Below are 26,420 nucleotides of genomic sequence, written 5' to 3'. Positions count from 1 at the left end.
TAGCGGGTTTGTGTGGGAGCTGGCTTGCCTGCGATGCAGGCGCCTCGGTACGACTGAATACCCAGGCGTCTGCATCGCGGGCAAGCCCGGCTCCCACATTCAGCTAACTCACCCGCTGACCATAAGGCGGATATCAGGCTGCTACAGGTATGCATTCAGCTTTTTGCAGTCGGCCAAGCCCGTCCTCGTGACGGGCTTTTTCATTCTGGCGAGCCATACTTGCCCAGTCGCCCAATCAAGGAAACCCAACCGGTGCAGGTGTTGATCCAATGGACGTTGAAGCTGGTGTGCCTGTTGTGGCTCATCCAGGTGCCCATGAGCCTGGCCGCCGTCAGCCTGCCGTTCAAACTGGTCCCGGCGTTTATCCCGCTTGAACCTATGCCGCTGGCGCCAACGGAGCAGCAGTGGTTGGCGGCGCATCGGACACTCAAAGTGGGTATCTCGATAGATGACTACCAGCCGATCGATATCACCCGCGACCGCAATCGCTACCAGGGCATCAGCGCCGATTATTTGAGCCTGGTTGGCGCGCGGCTGGGTGTGCCCATGCAAGTGCTGGGCTTCTCCGAGCGCGCCCAGGCGGTCGAAGCGCTGCGCAACGGCACCATCGACATTCTCACCAGTGCCAATGGTTACGAGCGTGACGTACCTGGCCTGCAATTCACCCCGGACTACATGCCCGACCGCTCGGTGGTGGTGCTGCGTCGCGACGATACCCAAGGCGACGATCTGGCCGGCAAGAAGCTGGTGTTGCTCGACGGCTACGCCAACGTGCAGAAGGTGCACGCGGCGTATCCCGACAGCCACATCATGCTCGCCCCCAACCTCTACAGCGGCCTCGAAGCCTTGAAGCAAGGTGACGTCGATGCGTTTATCGGCAACGAAGTGATTGTGCGCGCCTATAAATCGCTGCGGCCTTACCTGGGGTTGCAGATCAAGGAGCAGAGCCGGCTGGCGCCCATCGGTTTTGCCTTCGCCACCCGCCAGGCAGATCCGTTGTTGGGGGCCATGATGAACCGCGCGCTGGCAAGCCTTGACGAGTCGGTGCAGCGTGAAATCCTCGCGCGCTGGACCACCGGGCTCGGCGTCGGTATCAGTGGTGAGCGCGTTGCGTTGTCGGCGTCGGAACAGGCCTGGGTGCGTGAGCATCCCCATGTCGTGGTGGTGGCCCAGCAGATGTCGCCTTACATTTTCAGGGACAAGGACGGCCAGTGGGTTGGCCTGAATGTCGACCTGTTGAATCGCATCTCGCGCATGACCGGTTTGCAGTTCGTCTATGAAGAGGTGGGTTCTACTGCGCAAACCCTGGAATGGCTGGAAACCGGCCAGGCACAGATGAACACGACCCTGGCTGTGAATCAGGAGCGCAGTGCGTTGCTCAACTTCAGTCATGGTTTTGGCGGGTCCGGCTGGGTGTTTATCGAACGTGCCGATGCCTCGCCCCTGACGGGCTTGAAGCAGTTGGACGGCAAGGTGCTGGCGCTGCCGGCACGTCATGTATTGGAAAATGATATTCGCCATGCGCATCCGAACATCACCTTGCGCCTGGTAGACAATTACAACCAGGCCCGTGAGCTGGTACGACGGGGCGAGGCGGCCGCTACCATTCAAACTGAAGTGGAAGTGCAGAGTTACCCGGAAGATGGTCTGCGTATCGGACGCAGTGTCGATGGCAAGTGGTCGTCCAACTGCCTGTCGGTGCGCAAGGACCAACCTGAGCTGCTGAGCATTCTGAACAAGGCCCTGGAGGCGTTGCCGGTGGCTGAGCTGAGTGCGTTGCGCCTGCGTTGGATCGGTGCCGTGGCGATTCCGCTGCCGGCCTGGCAACGCGTACCGCCATGGGCCTATTGGACGGTGGCCACGGCGCTGCTGTTTGTGTTGGTGTCGCTGGTGTGGAACAGCCGGCTCAAGCGCCAGATTCGCCAACGGCTGGAGGCCGAGCAACGGCTCAACGACCAGTTGGCGTTCAAGCGCGCACTGCTCGACGGCATGCCCAACCCGCTGTTCGTCCGCGACCTGGACGGGCGCCTGGTGACCTGCAATAAAAGTTATGAACAGCAATTGGCGACCCGGCTGGAGCTGATCCAGGGCCTGACGCTGATGGAGAGCAAGGTCGTGCCCGACGCCACAGCGGCACGCCTGCACGAAGGCCACATGGAGCAATTGGCCACGCAGCAGCCGTTGTTTGTCGACCGGCAATTGGAACTCAACGGCGGCAGTTATCACGTCTACCAGTGGACCGTGCCTTTTTTTGACGCCCAGGGCCGCCTGCAGGGGTTGTTGGGCGGTTGGATCGATATCAACGAACGCAAAGACCTGGAGCGCCAGTTGATGGACGCACGCCAGGCCGCCGACGAAGCGAACTACGCCAAAAGTGCATTTCTCTCGGCCTTGAGCCACGAGATTCGCACTCCCATGACTGCCATCATTGGCTTGCTCGAACTGGAGCAAGAGCGTTGCCTGGCAAGCGGCCAGCCGGTTTCCGAGGCGCTGCAGGTGGCCCATCGTTCGGCGCGCGAGCTGATTGCGCTGATGGGCGACAGCCTGGACTTGGCCAAGATCGAGGCCGGCCACCTGCAACTGGCGCCACAGACCACCGAGTTGAAGCGTTTTTTCGAGGGCATTCAGAGCCTGTTCGAAGCCACAGCGCAAAAGAAGGGCCTGCACCTGACCCTGGCGTTTGATCCGGCTGCTCAGGGTTATTACTGGTTCGACCCGCTGCGGTTACGCCAGGTGATGCACAACCTGTTGGGCAATGCGCTCAAATTTACCGAGCGGGGCGGGGTTCACCTCAGCGTGACTTGCCAACGGGATGAGACCGATACCGAATACCTGCACCTGTGCGTCAAGGACAGTGGCCCGGGCATCAGCGCCGAGCAACAGCCGCGGGTGTTCAAGCCTTTTACTCAGGTGAGCGCCTTGACCGCTGCGCAACACGGTGGCACCGGGCTGGGCCTGAGTATCTGCAAGCAACTGGTGGAATTGATGGGCGGCAGCATTCACCTCGATAGCGTGGTGGGCGAGGGGACGGTGGTGTGCATTGACCTGCGCCTGGACCGGGTCAGCACCGATGATGTGCCGGCAACGCCCACCGTGACGTTGTCACCGACGGGGCGCAGCCTGTCGATACTGGTGGTGGATGATTTGGCGGCCAACCGCCTGGTGCTGGCGCAGCAGTTGCAGTTCCTCGGTCATCAAGTGGTCGCCCTGGAGTCGGCCGAGGCCGCGTTGCAACGCTGGCGTGAGCAGCGTTTTGACGTGTTGGTCACCGATTGTCAGATGCCCGGCATGTCCGGTTATGCCTTGAGTGCGACGATACGGCGCCTCGAAGCCGAGGAGCAACGGCCTCGTAGCGCGCTGGTGGGTTGCACCGCGAACGCCATGAAAGATGAACAACGCCGCTGCGAGGACGCCGGTATGGATGAACTGCTGGTCAAGCCGGTGACCTTGGAACACTGGACCCAAGTGCTGGCACGCCTGGCACCCCAGCGTTCGTTCGATATCGAGGCCCTGCGCACCATGACCCAGGCCGATGGCCCGGTGCTGCAAAGCATGTTGCAGGAACTGGCCAAGAGCCTGGACCACGAACACGAGGTGTTGGCGGGTGCCCTGGCCGAGCGCGACGTGGCACGCTTGAATGCATCGCTGCACCGGCTCAAGGGCATTTGCTCGCTGGTGGACGCACTGCCACTGGCCAAGGCCTGTGTCGCCCTTGAGCAATGCGCCCGAGAGCAGCGCGGCGCCGAGCTTGAAGAACCCTGGTTGCGCTTGTCCGAGGTGCTCAAGGCTTTTCGTCGCGACCTGCAACCTTATCTGGATGCCTGACACCTTAATGCCGATCAGCTAAGCGAACGCAATGCTCAAGGCAACGACGATCAAATGTGGGAGCTGGCTTGCCTGCGATAGCGGTAGTGCAGTAACAGATGTAGCGACTGACACACCGCCTTCGCAGGCAAGCCAGCTCCCACAGGAGGTCTGCGCTTGACCGACAAGGCTTGCCCCTCCCACATTTAAAGAAGCTTTTAGGACACGTCCTATGGGACACGGCGCAGCGTATGGCTACTGTGCAGGACTTTCTCTGTACCGACACCCTTACCCATGCGATCCCTGAACGTCCTGATCCTCGAAGACAACCCGTTTCAACTGATGGCCTTGCACCAGATGCTCAATGCTAACGGTGTGTTCAATGTGCGGGCCGCGGAAACGGTCGAAATTGCCCGCCAGTCCCTGGACAGCAAAGGCCCGGTGGATATCGCCATCTGCGACCTGTACCTGGAGCAGGGCGATGGCCTGGCGTTGATCCGTGAGTTGGCCGAACGCCGCCTGGCCCAGGTGTTGATCCTGCTCAGCAACGCCGAGCCCGACGTGCTGGAAGGCGTGGCGAACATGGCTCGCCAATTGGGGCTCAAGGTCTTGGCGTGCTTGCCCAAGCCGGCCTCGGCCAAGCTGATCGGGCAAGTATTGAGCGATTGTCAGGAGCACTTGCGTCCAGGGCCAGCGGTGCTGTCCTGGGAGCGCGTCCGTCAACTGCTGAGCTTGAGCGAGCAGGAACAACTGCCGCCCTCGGCGGATGTCAGCCAGGCGACTATCGCAGCCTGTGGCAGGGTCTGGTACCAGCCCATCGTCAGTCAGGCCGGTGTGTTGCAAGGGGTGGAGGCGCTGGCGCGTTGGCAGTTGCAGGACGGTGAGCTATTGCTGCCTGACGAGTTCCTGCCAGTGCTGGAGTTTGCCGGCATGGAAGAGGCGTTTACCTGGCATGTGCTGGAGCAGGCGCTTGGCCTGGCGAACCAGGTGATGGGCGAAAGCGGCCGAGTGCTGCCGGTAGCTGTGAACATTCCCGGGCGTATGCTGGAGCGCGAGCACTTCCCCCAGGTGCTGCAAGGTTTGCTGCAACTTCATGGTGTGCCCGCCCATAGCCTGACCCTGGAGTTGGTGGAAACCTCGACGCTGAAAACCGACAGCGCCCATGTCACTGGGTTGCTGCGCTTGCGCATGTTGGGTTGCCAGTTGTCCATCGGCGACTTCGGCATGGGCGGCACCAGCCTGCAGCATTTGCTGGAACTGCCTTTTACCGAGCTGAAAATTCCCCCGGCGTTTGCCTGTGGGATGGCCAATGATGATCGCAAGGCCGCTGTGGTGGCGGGCGCCATGAGCATGGCGGCGCGCCTGGATGTCGCCGTGGTGGTCACCGGCGTGGAAACCGCCGCCGATTATCACGCCGTGGGCGAACTGGGCGCGGCGTGGCTGCAAGGTTGCTTTATCGCCCGGCCGATGGAGGCCGAGACGCTCAAGCAATGGATCGCGTTCCAGGCTAGGCCAGCCCGTGTTCCTGCACGTAAATAAACAGGGCGGCATCGTTGACCAGCCCCAGCTTGCGCATGGCGCTGACTTTTTGCGCGCTGACGGTCTGCTTGCTGCGGTGCAGGTGCGCGGCGATCTCGCCCACCGTCATGCCACTGGCCAACAGGCGAATCACCTCCAGTTCCCGGGGTGACAGGTGCTCCTGGGAGTGCAGGCGATCAGCGCCGACTTCCCCGGCCAGGCTCAGCGCCTGGCGGATGGTCTGGGCCACATAGGTACGTTGCTGGCGAACCTGGCGGATCGCCTGGGGCAGCTCATCGGCCAGGCTGGCCTTGCTCAGCAAGCCCATCACGCCCAACGCCAGGATGGAATGAAACAACCCGGCATTGTTGAGCATGGTCACCACCACAATGGGCAGGTGCGGATAGTGCCGGCGCAGTTGCTCGATCAAGCGCAACCCGTCGGCTTGGGGCTCGACGGGCATCATGAAGTCGGTCACCACCACATCGCAGGCACAGTGTTGCAACAACGCACTGAGGGCCTGGGGGGAATTGGCCTCGCCGACGATGCTGATGTGCGTGTCACGCTCGAGCACGGCGCGCAGGCCAATCAGGAAAATCGGGTGATCGTCGGCAATCACGATACGCAAGGGCGGTTCAGACGCAGCTCTCAAGGCAGGCTCCCGGGACAATCCAGGGATTCTAGCCTGTGCGCCGTTGTTTTTTCTCTGTCATCTTTTCCGTGCATGCTCGTTTTCCTCAAGCAGTGGATTACACAAAAGGTAGAACTTTCTGCTTTGAGCACGGGTCACTTGAATGTCAGCCTCTTCGTGACATTTTTGTTTTTCGAACCTTTTTCGAATGATTGAGTGGTGATCGAGATGGAAAGTATCAACCTATTGCTCAGCCAAGCACTGAGCCCTTATCAGGTTACGCTGACCTCTGCCGGTATGCGCGACGACTGCCTGGTAACCGTGAAGAACCCCGGTGGCGCCATCGTGGTTGAACGTGAAGTCGATCGTGCGCAATTGAGCGACAAGCGCGCGCTGGTGGATGTGGTGGATTGCCTGCTCCGCGACCTGAAAATCGCCGAAGGGCGCCTGGAACCTTCAGTCATCGCTGCCTTGCGCAACGCCTCCCAAACCCGTGGCGGCGCACTGGCATGAAACATTATTTTTCTTCGGAACCTTCCTACAAGGTGGTCAGTCAGAGTTTGTAACAGCAAGAGCAGGCATTGTGCTCCGGTGTTTGTCGCTTGCTGTGCGGGTCTTTTTGTAGACCACGTTTAACCCCGAGTTGTCTCCCCACTGCTCGGGGTTTCTTTTTGCCTGGGATTTGTCAGATCGCGCCATCCTCGCGCAGGCGAGTGATAGCCGCCGCGTCGTAGCCCAAGGCATTGAGCACCAGGCTGTTGTGTTCACCCAGTTGCGGGCCGACCCATTCGCAGCTGCCCGGTGTGTCCGAGAGCTTGGGCACGATGCCGGGCATCTTGAAGTCCTTGCCGCCCGGCAACTGCGCCTTGAGGAACATTTCCCGGGCCAGGAATTGCGGGTCGCCCAGCATGTCTTCGGCGCTGTAGATGCGGCTGGCGGGCACCTCGGCTTTGTTCAGATGCTCAATCACCTGGGCGAGCGACAGCGAATTGACCCAGCGATCAATCACGCCGTACAGCTCATCGCGGCGAGCGTCACGCCCGTCATTGCTGGCCAGTGCAGGGTCGTTCGCCAAATCGTCACGGCCGATCACCCGCATGAAGCGCTTGAAGATTGCATCGCCATTGGCGCCGATCTGCACATGTTTGCCGTCTGCGGTGGTGTGGATCGAGGACGGGGTGATGCCGGGCATGATGTTGCCGGTGCGCTCACGGATAAACCCGAACACATCGAACTCGGGGATCATGCTTTCCATCATGGCGAAGATGGCTTCATACAGCGCCACATCCACCATCTGGCCCAAGCCGCCGTTGACTTCGCGATGACGCAGCGCCATCAGCGCGCCGATCACTGCCCACAACGCGGCAATCGAGTCGCCGATGGAAATCCCGGTGCGCACCGGCGGGCGGTCCTCGAAGCCGGTGATATAGCGCAAGCCGCCCATGGACTCGCCCACCGCGCCAAACCCCGGCTGGTCCTTCATCGGCCCCGTCTGGCCGAAGCCCGAGAGGCGTACCATCACCAGCTTGGGGTTGAGGGCGTGCAGGGTTTCCCAGCTCAGGCCGAGTTTCTCCAGCACGCCTGGGCGGAAGTTTTCGATCAGGATGTCGGCGTCGGCCAACAGTTGCTTGAGGATCGCCAGGCCTTCCGGGTGCTTGAGGTTGAGGGTCAGCGACTGCTTGTTGCGCGCCTGTACGAACCACCACAGCGAAGTGCCTTCATACAGCTTGCGCCATTTGCGCAGCGGGTCGCCGCCGTCCGGGGATTCGACCTTGATCACCTCGGCGCCGAATTCAGCGCAAATGCGTGAGGCAAACGGGCCGGCGATCAAAGTGCCCAGTTCAATGACTTTCAGGCCGGCAAGTGGTTTGGCAGTGAGCGACATGGGGATCCTTACGAGCGCGGGACGATGATGTCCTGCTTTTTAACATAGGCGAGCCGCCCGGATGCAGCGCAGTATTCGTTCAATGCCCTCGCCATCGGTTAGACTGGCCGCCTTTCCTTGTCTTTAGAAGCCCGTTCATGGCCCAGCCGTCCACGACCTACAAATTCGAACTCAACCTCACCGACCTCGACCGCTCGGTGTACGAGAGCGTCAAACAGACCATCGCCCGCCACCCTTCGGAAACCGAAGAGCGCATGACCGTGCGCCTGCTGGCCTACGCCCTCTGGTACAACGAGCAGTTGGCGTTCGGGCGTGGCCTGTCGGATGTAGACGAACCGGCCCTGTGGGAAAAAAGCCTGGATGATCGGGTTTTGCACTGGATCGAAGTCGGCCAGCCAGATGCCGACCGCCTGACCTGGTGTTCGCGCCGCACCGAACGCACCAGCCTGCTGGCCTATGGCAGCCTGCGCGTGTGGGAAGGCAAGGTGGTGCCGGTGGCCAACAACCTGAAAAACGTGCACATCGCTGCCGTGCCCCAGGAAGTCTTGGAGACCCTGGCCAAGGACATGCCGCGGGTGATCAAGTGGGACGTGATGATCAGCGAAGGCACGATCTTTGTGACCGATGACCGTGGCCAGCATGAAGTGCAACTGCAATGGCTGGTCGGCGAGCGCGGTTGAAAAGGTGGGAGCTGGCTTGCCTGCGAGGGCATCCACTCGGTGTGTCTGATGTACCGAGTCGTATGCATCGCAGGCAAGCCAGCTCCCACACTTGATCTCTGCTGCGTTCACTCTCTGTGTTTAACCGATGTATTAGAAGAGAAGCTCCCGTCACCCCATGCGTATCGATCCCCGCCCATTGCCCGCCGTCCTGCCTTTTCTCGGTGAACTGCCGCCGCTGTTGACCCGCCTTTACGCCGCACGCGGGGTGCAGTCGGAGGCCGAGCTGGACAAGAGCCTGGCGCGGTTGATTCCCTATCAGCAGCTCAAGGGCATCGATGCGGCGGTGGACTTGCTGGTGACGGCCCTGGAGCAACGCCAGCGCATCCTGATCGTCGGTGACTTCGACGCCGATGGCGCCACGGCGAGTACCGTGGGCACCCTGGGCCTGCGTTTGCTTGGCGCGGCCCATGTCGATTACCTGGTGCCCAACCGCTTCGAATACGGCTACGGCCTGACCCCGGAAATCGTCGCGGTGGCGCTGGAGCGCGAGCCGCAGTTGCTGATCACCGTGGACAACGGTATCTCCAGCGTCGAAGGCGTGGCGGCGGCGAAAGCGGCGGGGTTGCAGGTGCTGGTGACCGACCACCACTTGCCCGGCGATGAACTGCCGGCCGCTGACGCCATCGTCAATCCTAACCAGCCGGGCTGCACATTTCCCAGCAAGGCCCTGGCCGGCGTCGGCGTGATCTTCTATGTATTGATGGCCCTGCGTGCACGGTTGCGCAGCCTGGGTTGGTATGACAACAAGCCCCAGCCGAACATCGGTGAACTGCTTGATCTGGTGGCCCTGGGCAGCGTCGCTGACGTGGTGCCGCTGGACGCCAACAACCGCATCCTCGTGCATCAGGGGCTGGAGCGTATTCGGGCCGGTCGGGCGCGGCCGGGGATCAAGGCGATCCTGGAAGTGGCCAAGCGTGATCATGCGCGTATCACCTCCACCGACCTGGGTTTCATCCTCGGCCCGCGTCTGAACGCGGCCGGACGCCTGGATGACATGAGCCTGGGCATTGAATGCTTGCTTACCACGGACTTCGCCGCCGCACGGGAAATGGCCGCGCAACTGGACGGCATGAACCAGGACCGTAAATCCATCGAGCAAGGCATGCAACGCGAGGCCCTGGCCCAGCTCAAGGACCTGCCGGTGGAGTCGATGCCGTACGGTCTGTGCCTGTTTGACCCGGAGTGGCACCAAGGGGTGATCGGGATCCTCGCGTCACGCATGAAGGAGCGTTATTTCCGCCCGACCATCGCCTTCGCCGATGCCGGTGATGGCCTGCTCAAGGGCTCTGGACGCTCGGTGCAAGGCTTTCATATCCGCGATGCGCTGGCGGTCGTCGCCAGCCAGCACCCCAACCTGATCACCAAGTACGGCGGCCACGCCATGGCGGCGGGGCTGACCTTGCCCGAGGCCAACTTCCCGTTGTTTGCGCAAGCCTTCGATGCCGAAGTGCGCCGGCAACTGCGCGAAGAAGACCTCACCGGCCGCCTGCTTTCAGACGGCACCCTGGCGGTGGAAGAATTTCACCTGGAACTGGCCCGCGCCCTGCGCCATGCCGGCCCGTGGGGGCAGCACTTTCCCGAGCCGTTGTTTCACGGGGTATTCCAGTTGGTGGAGCAGCGGGTGGTGGGCGAGCGGCATTTGAAAGTGGTGCTCAAGAGCGAGTGCGGGTCGGTGAAGCTCGATGGCATCGCCTTTGGTGTGGACCGCGAAGTGTGGCCAAACCCGACGGTGCGTTGGGTGGAATTGGCCTACAAGCTGGATGTGAATGAATTTCGTGGCAATGAGACGGTGCAACTGATGATTGCGCACATCGAACCGCGCTAGTTTTCATCAACACCACGTACCACTGTGGGAGCGGGCTTGCCCGCGATGACGGAGTGTCATTCAACGCTACTGTGACTGAGCCAGCGCTATCGCGGGCAAGCCCGCTCCCACATTGGGTCTTAGGTTAAGCTGGAGTTATTCGGCTTTGGCCTGATGCTTGACGATAATATCCACCAAGCGCTTGGCCAGCGCCGGGTAGTTCTCATCGAAGTGATGCCCGCCCGGCAGCTTCATGGCTTCGCCCACGGCGGTCTTGTCGGTGCAGCCACTCTCGTCGACTTCTTCGGCGCCGTAGATGCACACGACTTTCTCAGGCGGCAGCTTGGCCATTTCCGGGCCGGTGGCGGCTTCTTTGCCGGCGTTGCCCAGCCAGCCTTCCACTTCGATTTCAAAGCTGCCGGTACGGGCGAAGGCCAGCAGGATGATCGCGTCCACCCGTTGCTGTTCGTTCTCTGGCATACGGTTGTAGATGGCCGGCAATACGTCGGCGCCGAACGAGTAACCGGTCAGCACGAAGCGCTTGGTGCCCCACTTTTGCCGGTAGTGTTGCATCAGCTCGGTGAGGTCCTTGGCGCTTTGCTCCGGCGTCTTGTGCTGCCAGTAGTAGCGCAGGGTGTCGATGCCCACCACCGGGTAGCCGATCTTCGCCATCTCGCCCGCCACGTCGCGGTCCAGGTCGCGCCAGCCGCCGTCACCGGAGAGGAATAGGGTCACGGTGTCCTTGGCTTGGCCGGCAGGCACTTCTACCACTGGAATCGCCAGGCCGCCGTTGTCCGAACCGACCAGTTGCTTGCGCAGTTCGTTATTCAGCACCTGTGGGTAATGAATGTCGTAGTCGCTGATGCTGGTAGTAGCGCGCGGTGTGTCACGTACGAAACTGGCGCTTTCATCGTCGGGGTTATCGTTCCACGCCACCAGCCAGCTGCCATGGGCGGCGGTTTTCGGCAGCGGGTCGTTGCAGCCTTCCTGTTTCAGGGCGAAGCCCACGGAGATGGCGTTGGCCTTGTCGTCGTTCTGGGTGGCCAGCCAGCGCCAGGCGAGTGCGGCGCCAGGGCCGATGCCGCTGACCAGGGTTGCCGGGCCTTTGAGCTGGGCCAGGGCGCCTTGCAGGGCTTTTTCCTGCAGTGCGCAGTCATCCTTGGGCAGCACCACCTGAACTAGTTGCGCAGCACCGCCCTGGCTCAGGGCAATCAGTTGGCTGTCGGTCAGGGTTTCGTCGGCCATCACCGCCACGGCCACGCGGGCTTTTGCGTTGCTGGCCGGGGTTACGCGGGTCATTACCGAACCGTCGGCCTGGGGCAAGTGCTCCAGGGTCGGTTGCGGGGCGGGGCGGTTCCAGTACCAGAAGCCACCCGCCGCGATCAGCGCAAGCAGCACCACTAAAGCCAATACATACCGCCAGGAGCGTCGAATCATCAGCGTTTCACCAATCCAGTCAAGCCGCCCGCAATCAGGGCGGCGGTATCGGCCAATGCCACCAGCGGATCCAGTCCTGCGGGCACGGCCATGTAACGGGGTTCCCAGTCGGGCTGGAACTTGTCTTTGAAGCGGCGCAAACCTTGGAAGTTATACAGTTGCTCGCCACGGCGGAACACCATCGAGCCCAGGCGCTGGGTCAGCGGTGCGCCACGGCGCGGTTGCAAGCCCGACAACGGCACCATGCCGAGGCTGAAGCGCGCGTAGTCGTGGCTCTTATAGTGTTGAATCAGGCCCACCATCATGAACTCCATGGTCAACTTGGGCGCGTCCGGGTGGGCACGCATCAGGTCGAGGCTGGCCAGGTCATGATTATAGGTTTCGAGCAGATTGGCGAAGGCCACCGGGCGCCCTTCGAAGCGAATGATCGCGATACGAAAGTGCTTGAGGTAGTCATCGCTGAAACGGCCCAGGGAGAAGCCCTTTTCCCGCACATTCTTACCTGTAAGCCAGGCGTCGGAGATGACTTTTAATTCATCCATCGGCGCCTTGCCCGGTTCGCAGATTTCCAGGGACAGGCCGTCCCGGGTGCCACGGTTCCAGGTGTAGCGCAAATCCTTCATTTCTTTGCCCTTGGCTTCCAGGTCAAAGCGTTTCAGGTCGACGCGGGCTTCTTCACCCAGTTTGATCGCGGTGAGGCCGATGTCCATGTAATACGGCAGGTTCTCGGCGCGTACCTGATAGAACACCGGACGGGCGTGGTGGATGTCGCACAGGTCGCGGAACTGCCAGATCATCTCGGCGCGCGGTTGGGTCGGGCCGATCGGGTCGTACAAGGCCACCAGGCTACGCCCGCGACGGGCATACATCAGGAAGGCTTCATCGTTAGGGTGAAACAGCAGCGCCTTGTCGCCGGTGAGCGCCAGGCCGCCGTCGGGTTGGGACGAGGCCATCAGGATCTTGCTGGCGCGCTCCAGTTCTTCCGGGGTCGGCAGGTGGATGACCGGGCGTGCCGTGCGCAGCAGCCAGGTCAGCGACACGATCACCAGTAACACGGCGGCGCCGAGCAGCGAACGCAAGCCACGTGGGGCGTTGGCATCTAGGGTGAACTGCCACCAGAGTTGATGGCTGTAGGGCACGTCCTGGTAGGCAAACAGCAACAGCCAGATCGAAGCGCCGAGCACACAGACACTGGCCACTAGGTACAGCGGCGAAAACGGCAACTCGGTCAGGCGACTGGCGCGGTAGAAGGAGCGTCGGAAGATGGCCAGCAGCACCGCGGTCATGGTCATCAGGCTGGCTTCTTCCCAGTCGAAGCCTTTAAGCAGCGAAAGCAGGGCGCCGACCAGCAGCAACACCATGGTCAGCATCCAGGCGGCCGACAACCGCCGGCGCAGGCCTTGGGCGAGCAACAGGCACAACACACCGATCAGGCTGGCACCGAAGTGCGACGCGTCGATCAGACGATGGGGAATCAGGAAGCCGATGTTTTCCAGGCGTGAGTCGATCTCTGGCGTGGCGCCGGAAAACAGCAGGACCACGCCGGACAAAAAAACCAGGACGGCCAATACTGGCGCTGCCAGCCCCGACGCTACCCGCAGACTTTGCTGGGTCTGGAACAGGCGCTGGGCCTCGTTGACCAGCAGGAATACACAGGCGATCAGCAGCGGCAGCACCACGTAGATCATGCGGTACAGCAGCAAGGCAGCAGCCAGGGGCGCGGCACCAAGTTTGTCGGCAAAGGCCGCCAGCAGGATCGCTTCGAATACCCCCACCCCGCCCGGCACATGGCTGAGCACACCGGCGGCCAGGGCTAGCAGGTACACCAACAGGAACGGGCCGAAGGGCGGAGCTTCCGGCAACAGCAGATACAGCACGGTGGCGGCTGCGGCGACGTCCAGTGCGGTGATGATCAGTTGCAGGAAAGTCAGGCGTCGGCCAGGCAGGCGCAGGGTACGGCGCCCGGCCTTGACCAGCAGGTTGTCGGGGTAGGGCTGTTCCGGCAGGCGGCGGCGATAGATGCCGATGCACAGCAGGGCCGACAACAGCAGCACGGCGCCGGCAATGCCGCCGAGCAGGCTTTGCGATAAATGCAGGTAAGTGGAGGCGGCCGGCAAGTTGCTCAACGTGGCCAGCGCGGCCAGCGGTGGCAGGGCACAGCCCAGGGCCAGGCTGGCGAATACGGTCATGTGCGCCACTTCCGAGGCGCCGATGCCATGGCGTGCATATAAACGGTAACGCACCGAACCCCCCGAGAGCATCGACAAGCCAATGGCGTTGCCGATAGCAAAGGCGGTGAAACCACCCAGGGCCAGGGTCTTGGCGGGCAATTGCACGCCGGCATAACGCGCGCCGGAGAACTCATAGCCGAGCAGGATTACAAAACCGGCGACCGCCGCCGCAAAGGCCCCCAATAGGGCCGGCTTGGGCACTTCCAGGATCGAATCGTGCAGGGCGTAGAGGTCCAGCTCCAGCAGCAGGTGCCGGCAGGCGATCAGGGCGATTGCAAACAGCAGAAGCGTCACGGCCAGGCCGATGGGCTGGCGGTATTTGCTCAACAGGTCCAGCCACCGCAAACGGGTGGGAGTGATCGGTTGTTCTGCTGTAACGGTGTCTTGTGGTTCAGACGAGTTGGCGCGCATCAATCACCTCGTGGATTGTGCGCGACAGGATGGAGGTATCCAGCCAAGTTACCAATCCCTATGGACAAAATAATTACAAATATTAACGCGGATCACCGGGCGCGGCGACTGCGGCCATTGGTCGTAGAGGGGTAGCGCTTGAGCATTGAGCATAGCGTGCAATGAGATGGACTCTGCAAACCGTCTACGGTTTCATGAAAGATGCCATGTCATTGTTTCAGAAGAACTTTTTCGTCAGATACAAAAAAGGCCACTCTTTCGAGTAGCCTTTTTTGATGTTTGGTTGCGGGAGCCGGATTTGAACCGACGACCTTCGGGTTATGAGCCCGACGAGCTACCAGACTGCTCCATCCCGCGTCTGTGGGCGGCATTCTACAGCCCAGCGGCGGGGTGTCAACCGTTAATGAGCTGATCGCTGAAATAAGCGCTAATTATTCTGAAATCAAGGTGTTGGCTGCATTGTGCAGGCAAAAACAAGCGCGCACAAAAAAGGCCACTCTTTCGAGTAGCCTTTTTTGATGTTTGGTTGCGGGAGCCGGATTTGAACCGACGACCTTCGGGTTATGAGCCCGACGAGCTACCAGACTGCTCCATCCCGCGTCTGTGTGTCGGCATTCTACAGAGGAACGCGAGTGTGTCAACCTGTGAATCAAACAAAAGCGCTTGTGGTTCAATCGGTTAGCTCTCCAAAGAGGGGGCGTGAAGTGCTCTGGGCCAGTCAGGCCAAGGCTTTCAGCTCTATCGGAAGCCCGAATTCGATTGAAAAAATAAATTCATCAAGGAAACTTCCTACCACTTGGAAGGAAGAATCAAACTACTGGTGCTATATACAGGTGTGAATGCGATACTGGCCACCCGTTGGTTCACACCCCGTTTATATGACGCAGCGCAAAATCATCCACGTTGACTGTGATTGCTTCTACGCCGCCATCGAGATGCGTGACGACCCGAGCCTGGCGCAAAAGCCCTTGGCGGTGGGCGGTTCGGCGGACCGGCGGGGGGTGATCGCTACCTGCAACTACGAGGCGCGAGCGTATGGGGTGCGTTCGGCGATGTCGTCACGTCATGCCTTGAAGCTCTGCCCGGACTTGACCATTGTTAAGCCGCGCATGGATGCCTATAAAGAAGCGTCGAAAGAAATCCAACTGATCTTCCGCGACTACACCGACTTGATCGAGCCGTTGTCGCTGGATGAGGCTTACCTTGATGTGTCTGACAGCCCGCATTTTGGCGGCAGCGCCACGCGTATTGCCCAGGACATTCGGCGCCGGGTCTCCAACCAGTTGCATATCACTGTGTCTGCCGGCGTGGCGCCCAACAAGTTTTTGGCCAAGATCGCCAGCGACTGGAAAAAGCCCAACGGCCTGTTTGTGATCACGCCGGATCAGGTTGAAGACTTTGTCTCGCAGTTGCGTGTCAGCAAGCTGCATGGCGTGGGCAAGGTCACCGCTGACAAGCTGGCGCGCCTGGGCATCGAAGACTGCCTGCAATTGCGCGACTGGAACAAACTGGCGCTGGTGCGCGAATTCGGCAGTTTTGGCGAGCGCCTCTGGAGCCTGGCCCGTGGAATTGATGACCGTGTGGTGCAAAACGACAGCCGTCGGCAATCGATTAGCGTGGAAAACACCTACGATGTGGACTTGCCGGATCTTTCAAGCTGCCTGGCGAAACTGCCGGAGCTGATGGAGACCCTGGCCGGGCGCATGGCGCGTATCGACAGCAGCTACCGGGCGGGCAAGCCGTTCGTCAAAGTGAAGTTTCATGACTTTACCCAGACGACGCTGGAGCAGGCCGGGGCAGGGCGGGATCTGGAGAGTTATCAGCAGTTGATGACCCAGGCGTTCAATCGCGGGGGCAAGCCGGTGCGGTTGTTGGGGATAGGGGTGCGGTTGCTGGACCTGAGCGGCGGCAACGAACAGCTCGAGTTTTCCTGGTAAAAACCCGAAACAAATGTGGGAGCTGGCTTGCCTGTGATAGCAGTTTGTCAGTCACGAATGCTTTAACTGATACACCGCTATCGCAGGCAAGCCAGCTCCCACAGTTTGATCTTCACAGGTATTGAGCGATCAGCGTGCGCCGGGATCCGCCACCAAGCGCCCCCCATCCTTGGTCAACGCCTGCACAAACTCCTGCTGCAACTCCGGATCATTGCGCGTCAGTTCAATCAGGCTTTGTTCCAGCTCGCTGGCTTCTTCTTCCAGGCCCAGCTCCGACAGGCGTTTGACCCGGTGTACCCACTGGTTCACTTCGTCATCTTCCAGGTCGTCATAGATCAGGGCATGGGCTTCGAGCAGCTTGCTGCGCAGCGTGTTGCTGACCGCCAGGGTCGAGTCGGTATGCACGTCGTCCTGGCCATCCGCCACAGTGATTTTCAGCGTGGTGACGCGGTTCAGGTCCTGCTCGGCAAAGGGGCTGTCCAACAGGTTAAGGCGCAGTATGCCGTTACGGTCGGTGGTCAGCTCGTGGGTCTGCTTGCCGGCGGTGACTTGCACCGGGCGCTCGCTCCAGGGCAGGCTCGAATACTCCAGGCGCTTGTCACGCTGGACTTCATCGATGGCCGCCAGGTTCTGTTGCGCACGGCCGTGGGATTGCACGTTCATGAACGGGTTGATGCCGTCCACGCCATAGCTCAACCAGTCATGGGTCACACTCGTGGGCAGGTTGCCGAGGGCGAAGATATTCACCACGTTAGCACCCACGCCCGCCACCAGCGCCACGGCACCCAGGGGCATCTCATAGAGTTTGCGCCAGGGCTGGTAGGGTGTGTAGCGGTCGTAACGACGGGTGACTTCGAATTCGGTGACCTCGAAGGTCTTCTGCTCATGAATGCGAACCCGGCGTTGCGGTAGCTCCAGCACTTTAGGCTCGCCTACATCGATCTGCAGGCTGTGGTCGAGCAACTTACGCTCGACCCGCTCCTCGTGTTCACTGCGTTGCGACATCTGATTGGCGCAGCCGCTGACCAGCAGGGCGCCGCACAAGGCGGCGCCCCCCAGGGCTCTGGTGTTTCGCTTGAACATGACTTCTCTTGATCTGGTTTTCAGCGACGAATACGCGCCTGGAGGAAAGACAGCACCTCAGCCACCGGCAACGGTTGGGCTTCGGCTTCGGTCCGGCTCTTGTATTCCAGATTGCCATCCGCCAGGCCGCGGTCACTGACCACGATCCGGTGCGGGATGCCAATCAGTTCCATGTCGGCGAACTTGATGCCCGGGCTGGTTTTCTTGTCCCGATCATCGAGCAGCACTTCAAAACCGGCGGCGGTGAGTTGCGCGTACAGTTTGTCGGTGGCTTCGCGTACTTGCTCGGTTTCATAGCGCAATGGCACCAGGGCCACCTGGAACGGCGCCAGCGCGTCACTCCAGATGATGCCTTTCTCGTCGTTGTTCTGCTCGATGGCAGCGGCAACCACGCGGGATACGCCAATGCCGTAGCAGCCCATGTCCAGGGTGATCGGCTTGCCGTTCTCACCCAGTACTTCGCACTTCATCGCCTTGCTGTACTTGTTGCCCAGCTGGAAGATGTGCCCGACTTCGATGCCGCGCTTGATCTCCAGGGTGCCCTTGCCATCCGGGCTCGGGTCGCCGGCCACGACGTTGCGCAGGTCGGCCACGGTCGGAACCGGCAGGTCACGCTCCCAGTTCACGCCGAAGTAGTGCTTGTCGTCGATGTTGGCGCCGATACCGAAGTCGCTCATCAGCTCAACGGAACGGTCGATGATGATCGGCAGTGGCAGGTTCAGCGGGCCGAGGGAACCGGCACCGGCGCCAATGGCGTCGCGCAGTTCGGCATCGGTGGCCATGACCAGCGGGCTGGCTACGCCAGGCTGGTTAGCGGCCTTGATTTCGTTGAGCTCGTGGTCACCACGGATCACCAGGGCGATCAGCTTGCCTTCTTCTTCGGCGCGCACGATCAGGGTCTTGATGGTCTTTTCAATCGGCAGATTGAATTTCTCCACCAGGGCCGCGATGGTCTTGGTGTCTGGCGTGTCGACCAGGCGCAGCTCCTCGGTGGGAGCAGGGCGCGAGGTTTCACGTGGTATGGCTTCGGCCTTCTCGATGTTCGCCGCGTAGTCGGAACCGTTGCTGAACACGATATCGTCTTCGCCAGACTCGGCCAGCACGTGGAATTCGTGGGAGCCGGCACCGCCGATGGAGCCGTTGTCCGCTTCAACCGGGCGGAACTTCAGGCCCAGGCGCGTGAACACGTTGCAGTAGGCCTGGTGCATGCGGTCGTAGGTCGCTTGCAGGGAAGCCTGGTCGGCGTGGAACGAATAGGCGTCCTTCATGATGAACTCGCGGCCACGCATCAAGCCGAAGCGTGGGCGGATCTCATCACGGAACTTGGTCTGGATCTGATACAGGTTGAGCGGCAACTGCTTATAGCTGCTCAACTCGTTGCGCATCAGGTCGGTGATGACTTCTTCGTGCGTCGGGCCGGCGCAGAAATCGCGGCCATGACGGTCTTTGAAGCGCAGCAACTCAGGGCCGTACTCTTCCCAGCGCCCGGATTCCTGCCACAACTCAGCCGGTTGGGTGCTCGGCATCAACACTTCCAGAGAGCCGGCAGCGTTCATTTCTTCACGAACGATGGCTTCGACCTTGCGCATCACCTTCAAGCCCATGGGCAACCAGGTGTACAGGCCCGAGGCCAGTTTGCGGATCATACCGGCGCGCAGCATCAACTGATGGCTGATTACAACCGCGTCGGAAGGCGTTTCTTTCTGTGTGGCGAGCAAATATTGACTGGTACGCATGGTAGGCCGTTGTCGGTTGCTTGGACTTGAAATGACTTGGGATTGTACGGGCGCTTGTCGCCGGAGTACAGGCGTGAGGTGGCGGGGCGTATCTGTCGTAACGGTCGCTTGTGTGGGAGCTGGCTTGCCTGCGATAGCGGCGCTGGGTTCACCACCGCTATCGCAGGCAAGCCAGCTCCCACATTGACTGAGTCGTGTCAGTCTTCCGGCGGGGGATTCAGCCGGGCGCGGCGGTTCTCCTGGAACCAATGCAACGCAATCAGGAGCAGCGTCGGCACGCCCAACAGGCAGGTGATCATAAAGAAGTTGTGGTAACCGAACTTCTCCACCATCACGCCTGAATAGCCGCCGATCAAACGTGGCAGCAACAGCATGATCGAACTGAGCAGCGCATATTGGGTGGCGGAGAACTTGAGGTTGGTGAGGCTCGACAGGTAAGCCACGAATGCCGAGGTGGCCATGCCCGAACTGAAGTTGTCCAGGGAGATGGTGACGATCAACATCTGCAGGTCGGGGCCCATGTCGGCGAGCATCACGAACAGCAGGTTGGTACCGGCCGAGGCCACGCCGCCGATGAACAGGATCGGCAATATGCCGAACCGCACGATCAACAGGCCGCCCATGCCGGCGCCGAGCAGGGTCATGATCAGGCCGAAGATCTTGCTCACTCCGGCGATCTGGTCCTTGGTGAAACCCTGGTCGATATAGAACACGTTGGCCATGACGCCCATCACCGTGTCGGACATGCGATAGGTGGCAATCAGCCCGAGCAGCAGCAGCGCCTGCCAACGGTAGCGCAGGATAAAGTCGTTGACCGGCGTGAGCACGGGCGCCAGGCCCCGGCGGCCCATGGCTGAAAGGCACAGGGTAGTGAGGATGATATAGAGGATGGCGCGCAGGAACGCGCGGTCTTCCATCAGCAGTTCCCACAAACTCACGCCCTGGAACAGCACGCTGGCGAAGTCGGTGTTGTACAACTGGGTGAACATCGCCGGCACTGAGACCAACAGCACGATCAGCACAAACACCGACACCAACTGGTGCATGAAACTGTAGCGGCCGGCCTGCAACTGAGTGCGCAGTGGCACATCAGGTTCACGCATGAGGAAGGTGGTGAGCAACGCCGGCACCATCAACACGCCGAACAGCACATAGGTGCCGGTCCAGGCCGAGTGTTTATAGTTGAAGCCGGTGGAGCCAAAGCCTTCGGCAAAGAACAGCGCACCGGCCGTGGCCAGCAGGGCGGCAATGCGATAGCCGGACATGTAGCTTGCCGCCAGGGCGGCCTGACGGCTGTCGTCGGCGATTTCCAGGCGGTAGGCATCCACGGCGATATCTTGGGTGGCCGACGCGAAGGCGACAATCACCGCGATGGCGATCAACCAGGACAAGTGTTTTTGCGGGTCACAAAAACCCATGCCGATCAATCCGAGGATCACCAGCGATTGGGCCAGCACCAGCCAGGAGCGACGACGCCCCAGTTTGCCAAGCAACGGCAGGCGCCATTGGTCGAGCAGCGGCGACCAGACCCATTTAAAGGCGTAGGCCAGGCCGATCAGGCTCGCATAGCCAATGGTCTCGCGAGCCACACCGGCTTCACGCAGCCACACCGAAAGCGTCGAAAACACCAACATGTAAGGCATGCCGGCGGCGAAACCGAGCAACAACAGCACTAACGTCGAAGGGCTGGCATAGGCGGCGAGCGCGGCGCGCCAGGTTTTACGGGGCATGGGCTGGAGTCTGCCTCAGATTTGCGGAAACAAAGCGCGCACTCTAACCGCTGTGCTCTACCGGGCGCCAGCCATGACGCTGAATATCAACACGATTGTTCAGGATAGTGACGCCTTCGCTACGTAAACGCGCACGTTGTTCGTCGCCCGAGGCACTGCCCACCGGCAGGCTTATCCGACCACCGGCACCCAGCACCCGATGCCAGGGCAACCGCGTGTCTTGCGGCAACTGGCTCAGGGTGCGCCCGACCCAGCGGGCAGCACGGCCCAGACCCGCCAGGTGGGCCAGCTCGCCGTAACTCACCACGCAGCCTTCGGGCACCTGCGATAACGTCAGGTACAAGGCGGTGCGGCGCATCTCGGCAGGGCTTTGTGGTGCATCTGCAGGTGGGATCACTGTGGAGATATCCGTTGAGATCGTCGTTGTTTTGTCAGAAACGTCTGTAAACATGACGATGAGTATTGAACTCAATATAAATCCTTGAGTCAGTTCTAGCCATGTAACACTATAACGCCCCTTTTTTCGCCTATCCTGAGCCCCGTACCTGCTTATGTTGTCCAGAACCCTGTTGTGCCTTGCTGTTTTCAGTGCTTCCACGCCCTTGCTCGCCGATACCGTCTGGTTGAAAAACGGTGACCGGCTCACTGGCAAGATAAAAGTCTTCGACGGTGGCAAGTTGCTGATCCAAACCACCTACGCAGGCTCCATTCCGGTGGACTGGAAGCAGGTCAAAACCCTGGAAAGTGACCAGGAGCTGCTGGTCAAGCAGGACGCCTACAGCGGTGAAAAGGCCAAGTCCTTGCAGGCATCGGATGACGGCAAGGTGGTGCTGGCCAATGGCGAGGCGCCCAAGACGGTGGAACTGGCAAGTATCCAACAGATCATGAAGCCCAAGCCCGTGATCGAAGACCTGGTGTGGAAGGGTAATGTCGACCTGGCGCTGGACTACAAGCGCGCGGACAAAGACACCAACGACTACGACATCGACTTCAAGACCTCGGCCCGTCACGGCCAGTGGCGTCATACGGGCAAGGGCGAATACAACCGCGAGTTCCAGGACGACGTCACCACCACCGACAACTGGGCCCTGGAATACGACCTGGACCGTTTTATCACCGAGCACTGGTTCTGGCAGGGGCGCCTGACCTACAAACGCGACAAGGTCGAAGACCTGGCGCGCCAGCGCACCGTGGGTACCGGTCCGGGCTACCAGTTCTGGGACGATGAGTTGGGCGCGTTCTCCCTCGGATCGCTGGTCAACCGTACCGATTACGAATATGCCGACGGCGGCAAGGACAACTTCTACTCTCTGGCCATGAAGTGGAATTACAACCGCTACCTGGTGGGCAAGACCGTGGAGTTCTTCACCAACGGCGAATTGGGCAAGCCTCTGGACGGTCCGGCCGATTACTCCCTGGATGCCGAGATGGGCCTGCGCTACAAAGTCACCGAATGGGCGTCCCTCAACCTCAAGGCCGAGCGTGACGTCATCAGCGGCGACTCCGACAGCAGCTTGAGCAAGACCCGCTACACTGCAGGCTTTGGCGTGGCCTGGTAAACCGGCGTCGGTCACTCTGGCAACCTGCGCAGATATTGATTACCTTGTGTTGAGATCCATTCCCATATGCCATGGGCCGCGGAACACCCGAGGAGTCATCTATTGAGCACGCAGGTTGCCAAGAACGCCCGAGAGCTGTTGCTCAAGGAATACCGTGGGGCGCTCGCCACACAGTCCAAAGCCATGCCCGGCTTTCCCTTTGGCTCGGTGGTGCCCTACTGCCTGGACGAGCAGGGCCGCCCGCTGATCCTGATCAGCCGCATTGCCCAGCACACCCACAACCTGCAAAAAGATCCCAAGTGTTCGCTGTTGGTGGGTGAGCGCGAGGCCGATGATGTGCAAGCCGTGGGGCGCCTGACCTACCTGGCCGAAGCCGAGAAGCTGGAAGACCCCGCCGCCATCGAAGCTGCGGCCGAGCGCTACTACCGCTACTTCCCTGATTCGGCCAACTACCACAAGGCCCACGATTTCGATTTCTGGGTGCTCAACCCCGTCCGTCACCGTTACATCGGTGGGTTTGGCGCGATCCATTGGGTCGACCAGTTAACCTTGGCCAACCCGTTTGCGGGCAAGGCCGAGCGCAGCATGATCGAGCACATGAACAGCGATCACACCAAGGCCATCGCCCATTACGTCGAGCTGGGCGGCTTGCCGACCACCGAGCCTGCACAGTTGGCCGGCATCGACAGCGAAGGCATGCACCTGCGCATTGGCCAATCGTTACATTGGCTAGGGTTTGCCGAGCCCTGCAATACGCCGACACAAGTGCGTGAAGCCCTGGTTTCATTGGCGCACGCTGAAGTCTGGCCGAAAAAAACCGCGGCTACTGCTTGAATTCACACAACGGCGACGTCATCTAAGGTGAACTGGCAAGGCATTCTTGCGTTGAGGAACCATTTGATGCGCCCTTTTTTATTGCTCTTTCTGCTGTTTCCGGTGTTGGAGCTGTTCGTATTCGTTAAAGTCAGCGGTGCGATCGGTTTCTTCCCGGCGCTGTTGCTGATCATCGTAGGCTCCATGCTCGGCGTCCTGGTGCTGCGTGTCGCCGGCCTGGCCACCGCGCTGCGTGCCCGTGAAAGCCTGAACCGCGGCGAACTGCCGGCCCAGACCATGCTTGAGGGCCTGATGATGGCCCTGGCCGGTGGCCTGCTGATCCTGCCGGGCTTTATCAGCGACGTGCTCGGCCTGGTGCTGTTGCTGCCGTTCACCCGCAAGCTGCTGGCCGGCAAAATGCGCCAGCGTGCTGAAGAGGCCGCGATGCGCCAGCGTGCGTTCGCCGACGACCTGCAACCCCGTGGTGGCCCGGCTCCACGCCAACCCCTGGGGCGTGAAGGTGATGTGATCGAAGGCGAGTTCGAACACCGCGACCCTAAGTAGCCGCTTCACTGGCACGGCACCTTCGGGTGCCGTGTTGCATTTACCCTTGAGCCGACACAAAAAATTTCATCCTCGGCCCCTTGTAATAAGCCTGGGCGCCCTTATGTAACGGTCACCGCAAGGTTTCTGGTGGTGACATCAGACAGACTTCCGCGTCTCGCCCCGCGAGCCGCGACCGGCACCGCCGGAATTTAACCCGCCGGAATTGATACCGGCCGATGAAAAACACAATTAGGAGAGATCGACAATGAAGCTTCGTCCTCTGCACGACCGCGTCGTAATCCGTCGCAGCGAAGAAGAAAAGAAAACCGCTGGCGGGATCGTTCTGCCAGGTTCGGCTGCTGAAAAAGCCAACCACGGTGTGATCGTCGCTGCTGGCCCAGGCAAAACCCTGGAGAACGGTGATGTACGCGCACTGGCCGTGAAAGTGGGTGACAAGGTTGTTTTCGGCCCTTACTCCGGCAGCAACACTGTGAAAGTAGACGGCGAAGACCTGCTGGTAATGGCTGAGAACGAAATTCTCGCCGTTCTGGAAGACTGATTTCCTCGCTCATTTTCCCGTTACTACAAAGTATTTAAGGAATATCGATCATGGCTGCTAAAGAAGTTAAATTCGGCGACTCCGCCCGCAAGAAAATGCTCACTGGCGTCAACGTACTGGCTGACGCAGTAAAAGCGACCTTGGGCCCGAAAGGCCGTAACGTGATCATCGAGAAGAGCTTCGGCGCTCCGACCATCACCAAGGACGGCGTTTCCGTCGCCAAAGAAATCGAACTGGAAGACCGTTTCGAAAACATGGGCGCGCAGCTGGTCAAAGACGTTGCCTCCCGTGCCAACGATGACGCAGGTGACGGTACTACCACCGCAACCGTACTGGCTCAGTCGATCGTCAACGAAGGCCTGAAGGCCGTTGCTGCCGGCATGAACCCGATGGACCTCAAGCGCGGTATCGACAAGGCGACCATCGCCATCGTCAAAGAGCTGAAGAACCTGTCCAAGCCATGCGCCGACACCAAGGCCATCGCTCAGGTAGGCACCATCTCTGCCAACTCCGACAGCTCCATCGGCGACATCATTGCCGAAGCCATGGAAAAAGTCGGTAAAGAAGGCGTGATCACCGTTGAAGAAGGCTCGGGCCTGGAAAACGAACTGTCGGTTGTAGAAGGCATGCAGTTCGACCGTGGCTACCTGTCCCCGTACTTCGTCAACAAGCCGGACACCATGGTTGCCGAGCTGGACAGCCCGCTGATCCTGCTGGTCGACAAAAAGATCTCCAACATCCGCGAAATGCTGCCAGTGCTGGAAGCCGTTGCCAAAGCCGGCCGCCCACTGCTGATCGTGGCTGAAGACGTTGAAGGCGAAGCCCTGGCGACTCTGGTTGTGAACAACATGCGTGGCATCGTCAAGGTTGCAGCCGTCAAGGCGCCAGGCTTCGGCGACCGTCGCAAGGCCATGCTGCAGGACATCGCCGTTCTGACCGGCGGTACCGTTATCTCCGAAGAGATCGGCCTGAGCCTGGAAAGCGCCACCCTGGAAAACCTGGGTAGCGCCAAGCGCGTGACCCTGTCCAAGGAAAACACCATCATCGTTGACGGTGCTGGCGTTGAAGGCGACATCGAGTCCCGTATCGCTCAGATCCGTGCACAGGTTGCCGAGACTTCCTCGGACTACGACCGTGAAAAACTGCAAGAGCGCCTGGCCAAGCTGTCTGGCGGCGTTGCAGTGATCAAGGTTGGCGCTGGCTCCGAAGTTGAAATGAAAGAGAAGAAGGCCCGCGTTGAAGACGCCCTGCACGCAACCCGTGCAGCCGTTGAAGAAGGCGTGGTACCTGGCGGTGGCGTTGCGCTGATCCGTGCTCTGGAAGCCCTGACTGAGCTGACCGGCGACAACGCTGACCAGAACGTAGGTATCGCTGTACTGCGTCGTGCCGTTGAAGCACCGCTGCGCCAGATCGCTGCCAACTCCGGCGACGAGCCAAGCGTTGTGGTCAACGAAGTCAAGAACGGCAAAGGTAACTACGGTTACAACGCTGCGACTGGCGTGTACGGCGACATGATCGAAATGGGCATCCTGGATCCAACCAAGGTGACTCGTTCCGCGCTGCAAGCAGCATCCTCCATCGGCGGTCTGATCCTGACCACCGAAGCTGCGATCGCTGAAGCACCGAAGAAAGAAGGCTCGGCTGGCGGCGGTATGCCAGACATGGGCGGCATGGGTGGCATGGGCGGCATGATGTAAGCCAGCCTACCCGGCGCTATAAAAAGCCCCGCCTGCAGTGATGCAGGCGGGGCTTTTTTATGCACGGCTGTACCCACCCGACGGCGGCCTGACAGCCACGCTTATCTAACTGATGCACGGCGGTCAAAATGTGGGAGCTGGCTTGCCTGCGAAGACGGCCTGCCAGCCTGCAGGAATGTTGGATCAGAGCGCATCCTGCCGGGTTACCCAGGAGTTCAAGCCTGCGTTCGACCAGCGTGGTTATCGAGGTTGTAGTTGCCGTCGACCGCTGCAAAGTTGTGTCGATACTTATGGCCAATCGCAGGCAAGCCAGCTCC

The 26,420-nt window shown here is 60.6% G+C and carries 19 protein-coding genes and 2 tRNA genes; 11 read left to right on the top strand and 10 right to left on the bottom strand.

Annotated elements, in window-relative coordinates; translation table 11 throughout:
* Window positions 1–252: 252 nt before the first annotated feature.
* Together GH769_RS19425 and GH769_RS19420 are read left to right on the top strand one after the other, a co-directional pair.
* Window positions 253–3,825, top strand: a complete 3,573-nt coding sequence (locus GH769_RS19425) for a transporter substrate-binding domain-containing protein (RefSeq protein ID WP_032902711.1) — start codon at window positions 253–255, stop codon at window positions 3,823–3,825.
* A 273-nt stretch (window positions 3,826–4,098) separates the two neighbouring features.
* Window positions 4,099–5,343 (top strand): EAL domain-containing protein, encoded by a 1,245-nt coding sequence (locus GH769_RS19420; protein ID WP_014719780.1) that lies wholly within the window; start codon window positions 4,099–4,101, stop codon window positions 5,341–5,343.
* Here GH769_RS19420 and GH769_RS19415 read toward each other — a convergent pair.
* The gene (locus tag GH769_RS19415; protein WP_003193955.1) at window positions 5,312–5,974 is read right to left on the bottom strand and encodes a response regulator transcription factor; all 663 of its coding nucleotides are present in this window, start codon (window positions 5,972–5,974) and stop codon (window positions 5,312–5,314) included. The two genes, GH769_RS19420 and GH769_RS19415, sit on opposite strands and share 32 nt — an antisense overlap.
* A gap of 207 nt (window positions 5,975–6,181) precedes the next feature.
* On the opposite strand from GH769_RS19415, the gene GH769_RS19410 reads away from it, so the two are divergent.
* Window positions 6,182–6,466 (top strand): DUF3509 domain-containing protein, encoded by a 285-nt coding sequence (locus GH769_RS19410; protein WP_020301357.1) that lies wholly within the window; start codon window positions 6,182–6,184, stop codon window positions 6,464–6,466.
* Window positions 6,467–6,638: 172 nt separating this feature from the next.
* Here the strand turns inward: GH769_RS19410 and GH769_RS19405 are convergent, their stop codons facing one another.
* Window positions 6,639–7,838, bottom strand: coding sequence for a CaiB/BaiF CoA-transferase family protein (locus GH769_RS19405; protein ID WP_032902712.1), 1,200 nt, complete (start codon window positions 7,836–7,838; stop codon window positions 6,639–6,641).
* A gap of 137 nt (window positions 7,839–7,975) precedes the next feature.
* On the opposite strand from GH769_RS19405, the gene GH769_RS19400 reads away from it, so the two are divergent.
* The gene (locus tag GH769_RS19400) at window positions 7,976–8,518 is read left to right on the top strand and encodes a YaeQ family protein (protein ID WP_003193952.1); all 543 of its coding nucleotides are present in this window, start codon (window positions 7,976–7,978) and stop codon (window positions 8,516–8,518) included.
* A gap of 157 nt (window positions 8,519–8,675) precedes the next feature.
* Complete coding sequence (gene recJ, locus GH769_RS19395; protein ID WP_014719777.1) at window positions 8,676–10,385, top strand: single-stranded-DNA-specific exonuclease RecJ; 1,710 nt, start codon at window positions 8,676–8,678, stop codon at window positions 10,383–10,385.
* A gap of 135 nt (window positions 10,386–10,520) precedes the next feature.
* On the opposite strand, the gene GH769_RS19390 is transcribed toward recJ, so the two are convergent.
* The 4 genes from GH769_RS19390 to GH769_RS19375 form a co-directional block, all read right to left on the bottom strand.
* Entirely contained in the window at window positions 10,521–11,801 is a 1,281-nt protein-coding gene (locus GH769_RS19390) for a virulence factor family protein (protein ID WP_014719776.1), read from the bottom strand.
* Window positions 11,801–14,443 (bottom strand): bifunctional lysylphosphatidylglycerol flippase/synthetase MprF, encoded by a 2,643-nt coding sequence (mprF, locus tag GH769_RS19385; protein WP_014719775.1) that lies wholly within the window; start codon window positions 14,441–14,443, stop codon window positions 11,801–11,803. Before mprF ends, GH769_RS19390 begins: the two co-directional genes overlap by 1 nt.
* A 280-nt stretch (window positions 14,444–14,723) precedes the next feature.
* A tRNA-Met gene (locus tag GH769_RS19380) sits at window positions 14,724–14,800 on the bottom strand.
* Between the two features lie 166 nt (window positions 14,801–14,966).
* Window positions 14,967–15,043, bottom strand: a tRNA-Met gene (locus tag GH769_RS19375).
* A 278-nt stretch (window positions 15,044–15,321) separates the two neighbouring features.
* Here GH769_RS19375 and dinB point away from each other — a divergent pair.
* Window positions 15,322–16,380 (top strand): DNA polymerase IV, encoded by a 1,059-nt coding sequence (gene dinB, locus GH769_RS19370; RefSeq protein WP_032902714.1) that lies wholly within the window; start codon window positions 15,322–15,324, stop codon window positions 16,378–16,380.
* 129 nt (window positions 16,381–16,509) lie between these two features.
* On the opposite strand, the gene GH769_RS19365 is transcribed toward dinB, so the two are convergent.
* The 4 genes from GH769_RS19365 to GH769_RS19350 form a co-directional block, all read right to left on the bottom strand.
* Window positions 16,510–17,463 carry a hypothetical protein gene (locus tag GH769_RS19365; RefSeq protein ID WP_032902715.1) on the bottom strand — a complete coding sequence of 318 codons (954 nt, stop codon included), beginning with the start codon at window positions 17,461–17,463 and terminating at the stop codon, window positions 16,510–16,512.
* Window positions 17,464–17,483: 20 nt separating this feature from the next.
* Window positions 17,484–19,199, bottom strand: coding sequence for a proline--tRNA ligase (locus tag GH769_RS19360; protein ID WP_014719772.1), 1,716 nt, complete (start codon window positions 19,197–19,199; stop codon window positions 17,484–17,486).
* Between the two features lie 197 nt (window positions 19,200–19,396).
* A complete protein-coding gene (locus GH769_RS19355; RefSeq protein ID WP_014719771.1) occupies window positions 19,397–20,929 on the bottom strand; it encodes an AmpG family muropeptide MFS transporter in 1,533 nt (510 codons plus the stop codon).
* A gap of 43 nt (window positions 20,930–20,972) precedes the next feature.
* Entirely contained in the window at window positions 20,973–21,287 is a 315-nt protein-coding gene (locus tag GH769_RS19350) for an MGMT family protein (protein WP_020301352.1), read from the bottom strand.
* Between the two features lie 193 nt (window positions 21,288–21,480).
* Here GH769_RS19350 and GH769_RS19345 point away from each other — a divergent pair, with 193 nt between their 5' ends.
* The 5 genes from GH769_RS19345 to groL all read left to right on the top strand — a co-directional run bounded on the left by GH769_RS19345 (window position 21,481) and on the right by groL (window position 26,103).
* Window positions 21,481–22,488 (top strand): DUF481 domain-containing protein, encoded by a 1,008-nt coding sequence (locus tag GH769_RS19345; protein WP_014719769.1) that lies wholly within the window; start codon window positions 21,481–21,483, stop codon window positions 22,486–22,488.
* 102 nt (window positions 22,489–22,590) lie between these two features.
* On the top strand, window positions 22,591–23,322 hold the full coding sequence (locus tag GH769_RS19340; RefSeq protein ID WP_014719768.1) for a HugZ family protein: 732 nt from the start codon (window positions 22,591–22,593) through the stop codon (window positions 23,320–23,322).
* A gap of 66 nt (window positions 23,323–23,388) precedes the next feature.
* On the top strand, window positions 23,389–23,865 hold the full coding sequence (locus GH769_RS19335) for an FxsA family protein (RefSeq protein WP_003193941.1): 477 nt from the start codon (window positions 23,389–23,391) through the stop codon (window positions 23,863–23,865).
* A gap of 247 nt (window positions 23,866–24,112) precedes the next feature.
* Window positions 24,113–24,406, top strand: a complete 294-nt coding sequence (locus GH769_RS19330) for a co-chaperone GroES (RefSeq protein ID WP_003193940.1) — start codon at window positions 24,113–24,115, stop codon at window positions 24,404–24,406.
* Window positions 24,407–24,456: 50 nt separating this feature from the next.
* Window positions 24,457–26,103 (top strand): chaperonin GroEL, encoded by a 1,647-nt coding sequence (gene groL / locus GH769_RS19325; RefSeq protein ID WP_014719767.1) that lies wholly within the window; start codon window positions 24,457–24,459, stop codon window positions 26,101–26,103.
* Window positions 26,104–26,420 lie beyond the last annotated feature (317 nt).

Origin of the sequence: Pseudomonas sp. CFSAN084952 (assembly GCF_009648855.1) — a bacterium.
GTDB lineage: Bacteria > Pseudomonadota > Gammaproteobacteria > Pseudomonadales > Pseudomonadaceae > Aquipseudomonas > Aquipseudomonas paracarnis.
This window is presented reverse-complemented; position numbering and strand designations above follow the sequence as displayed.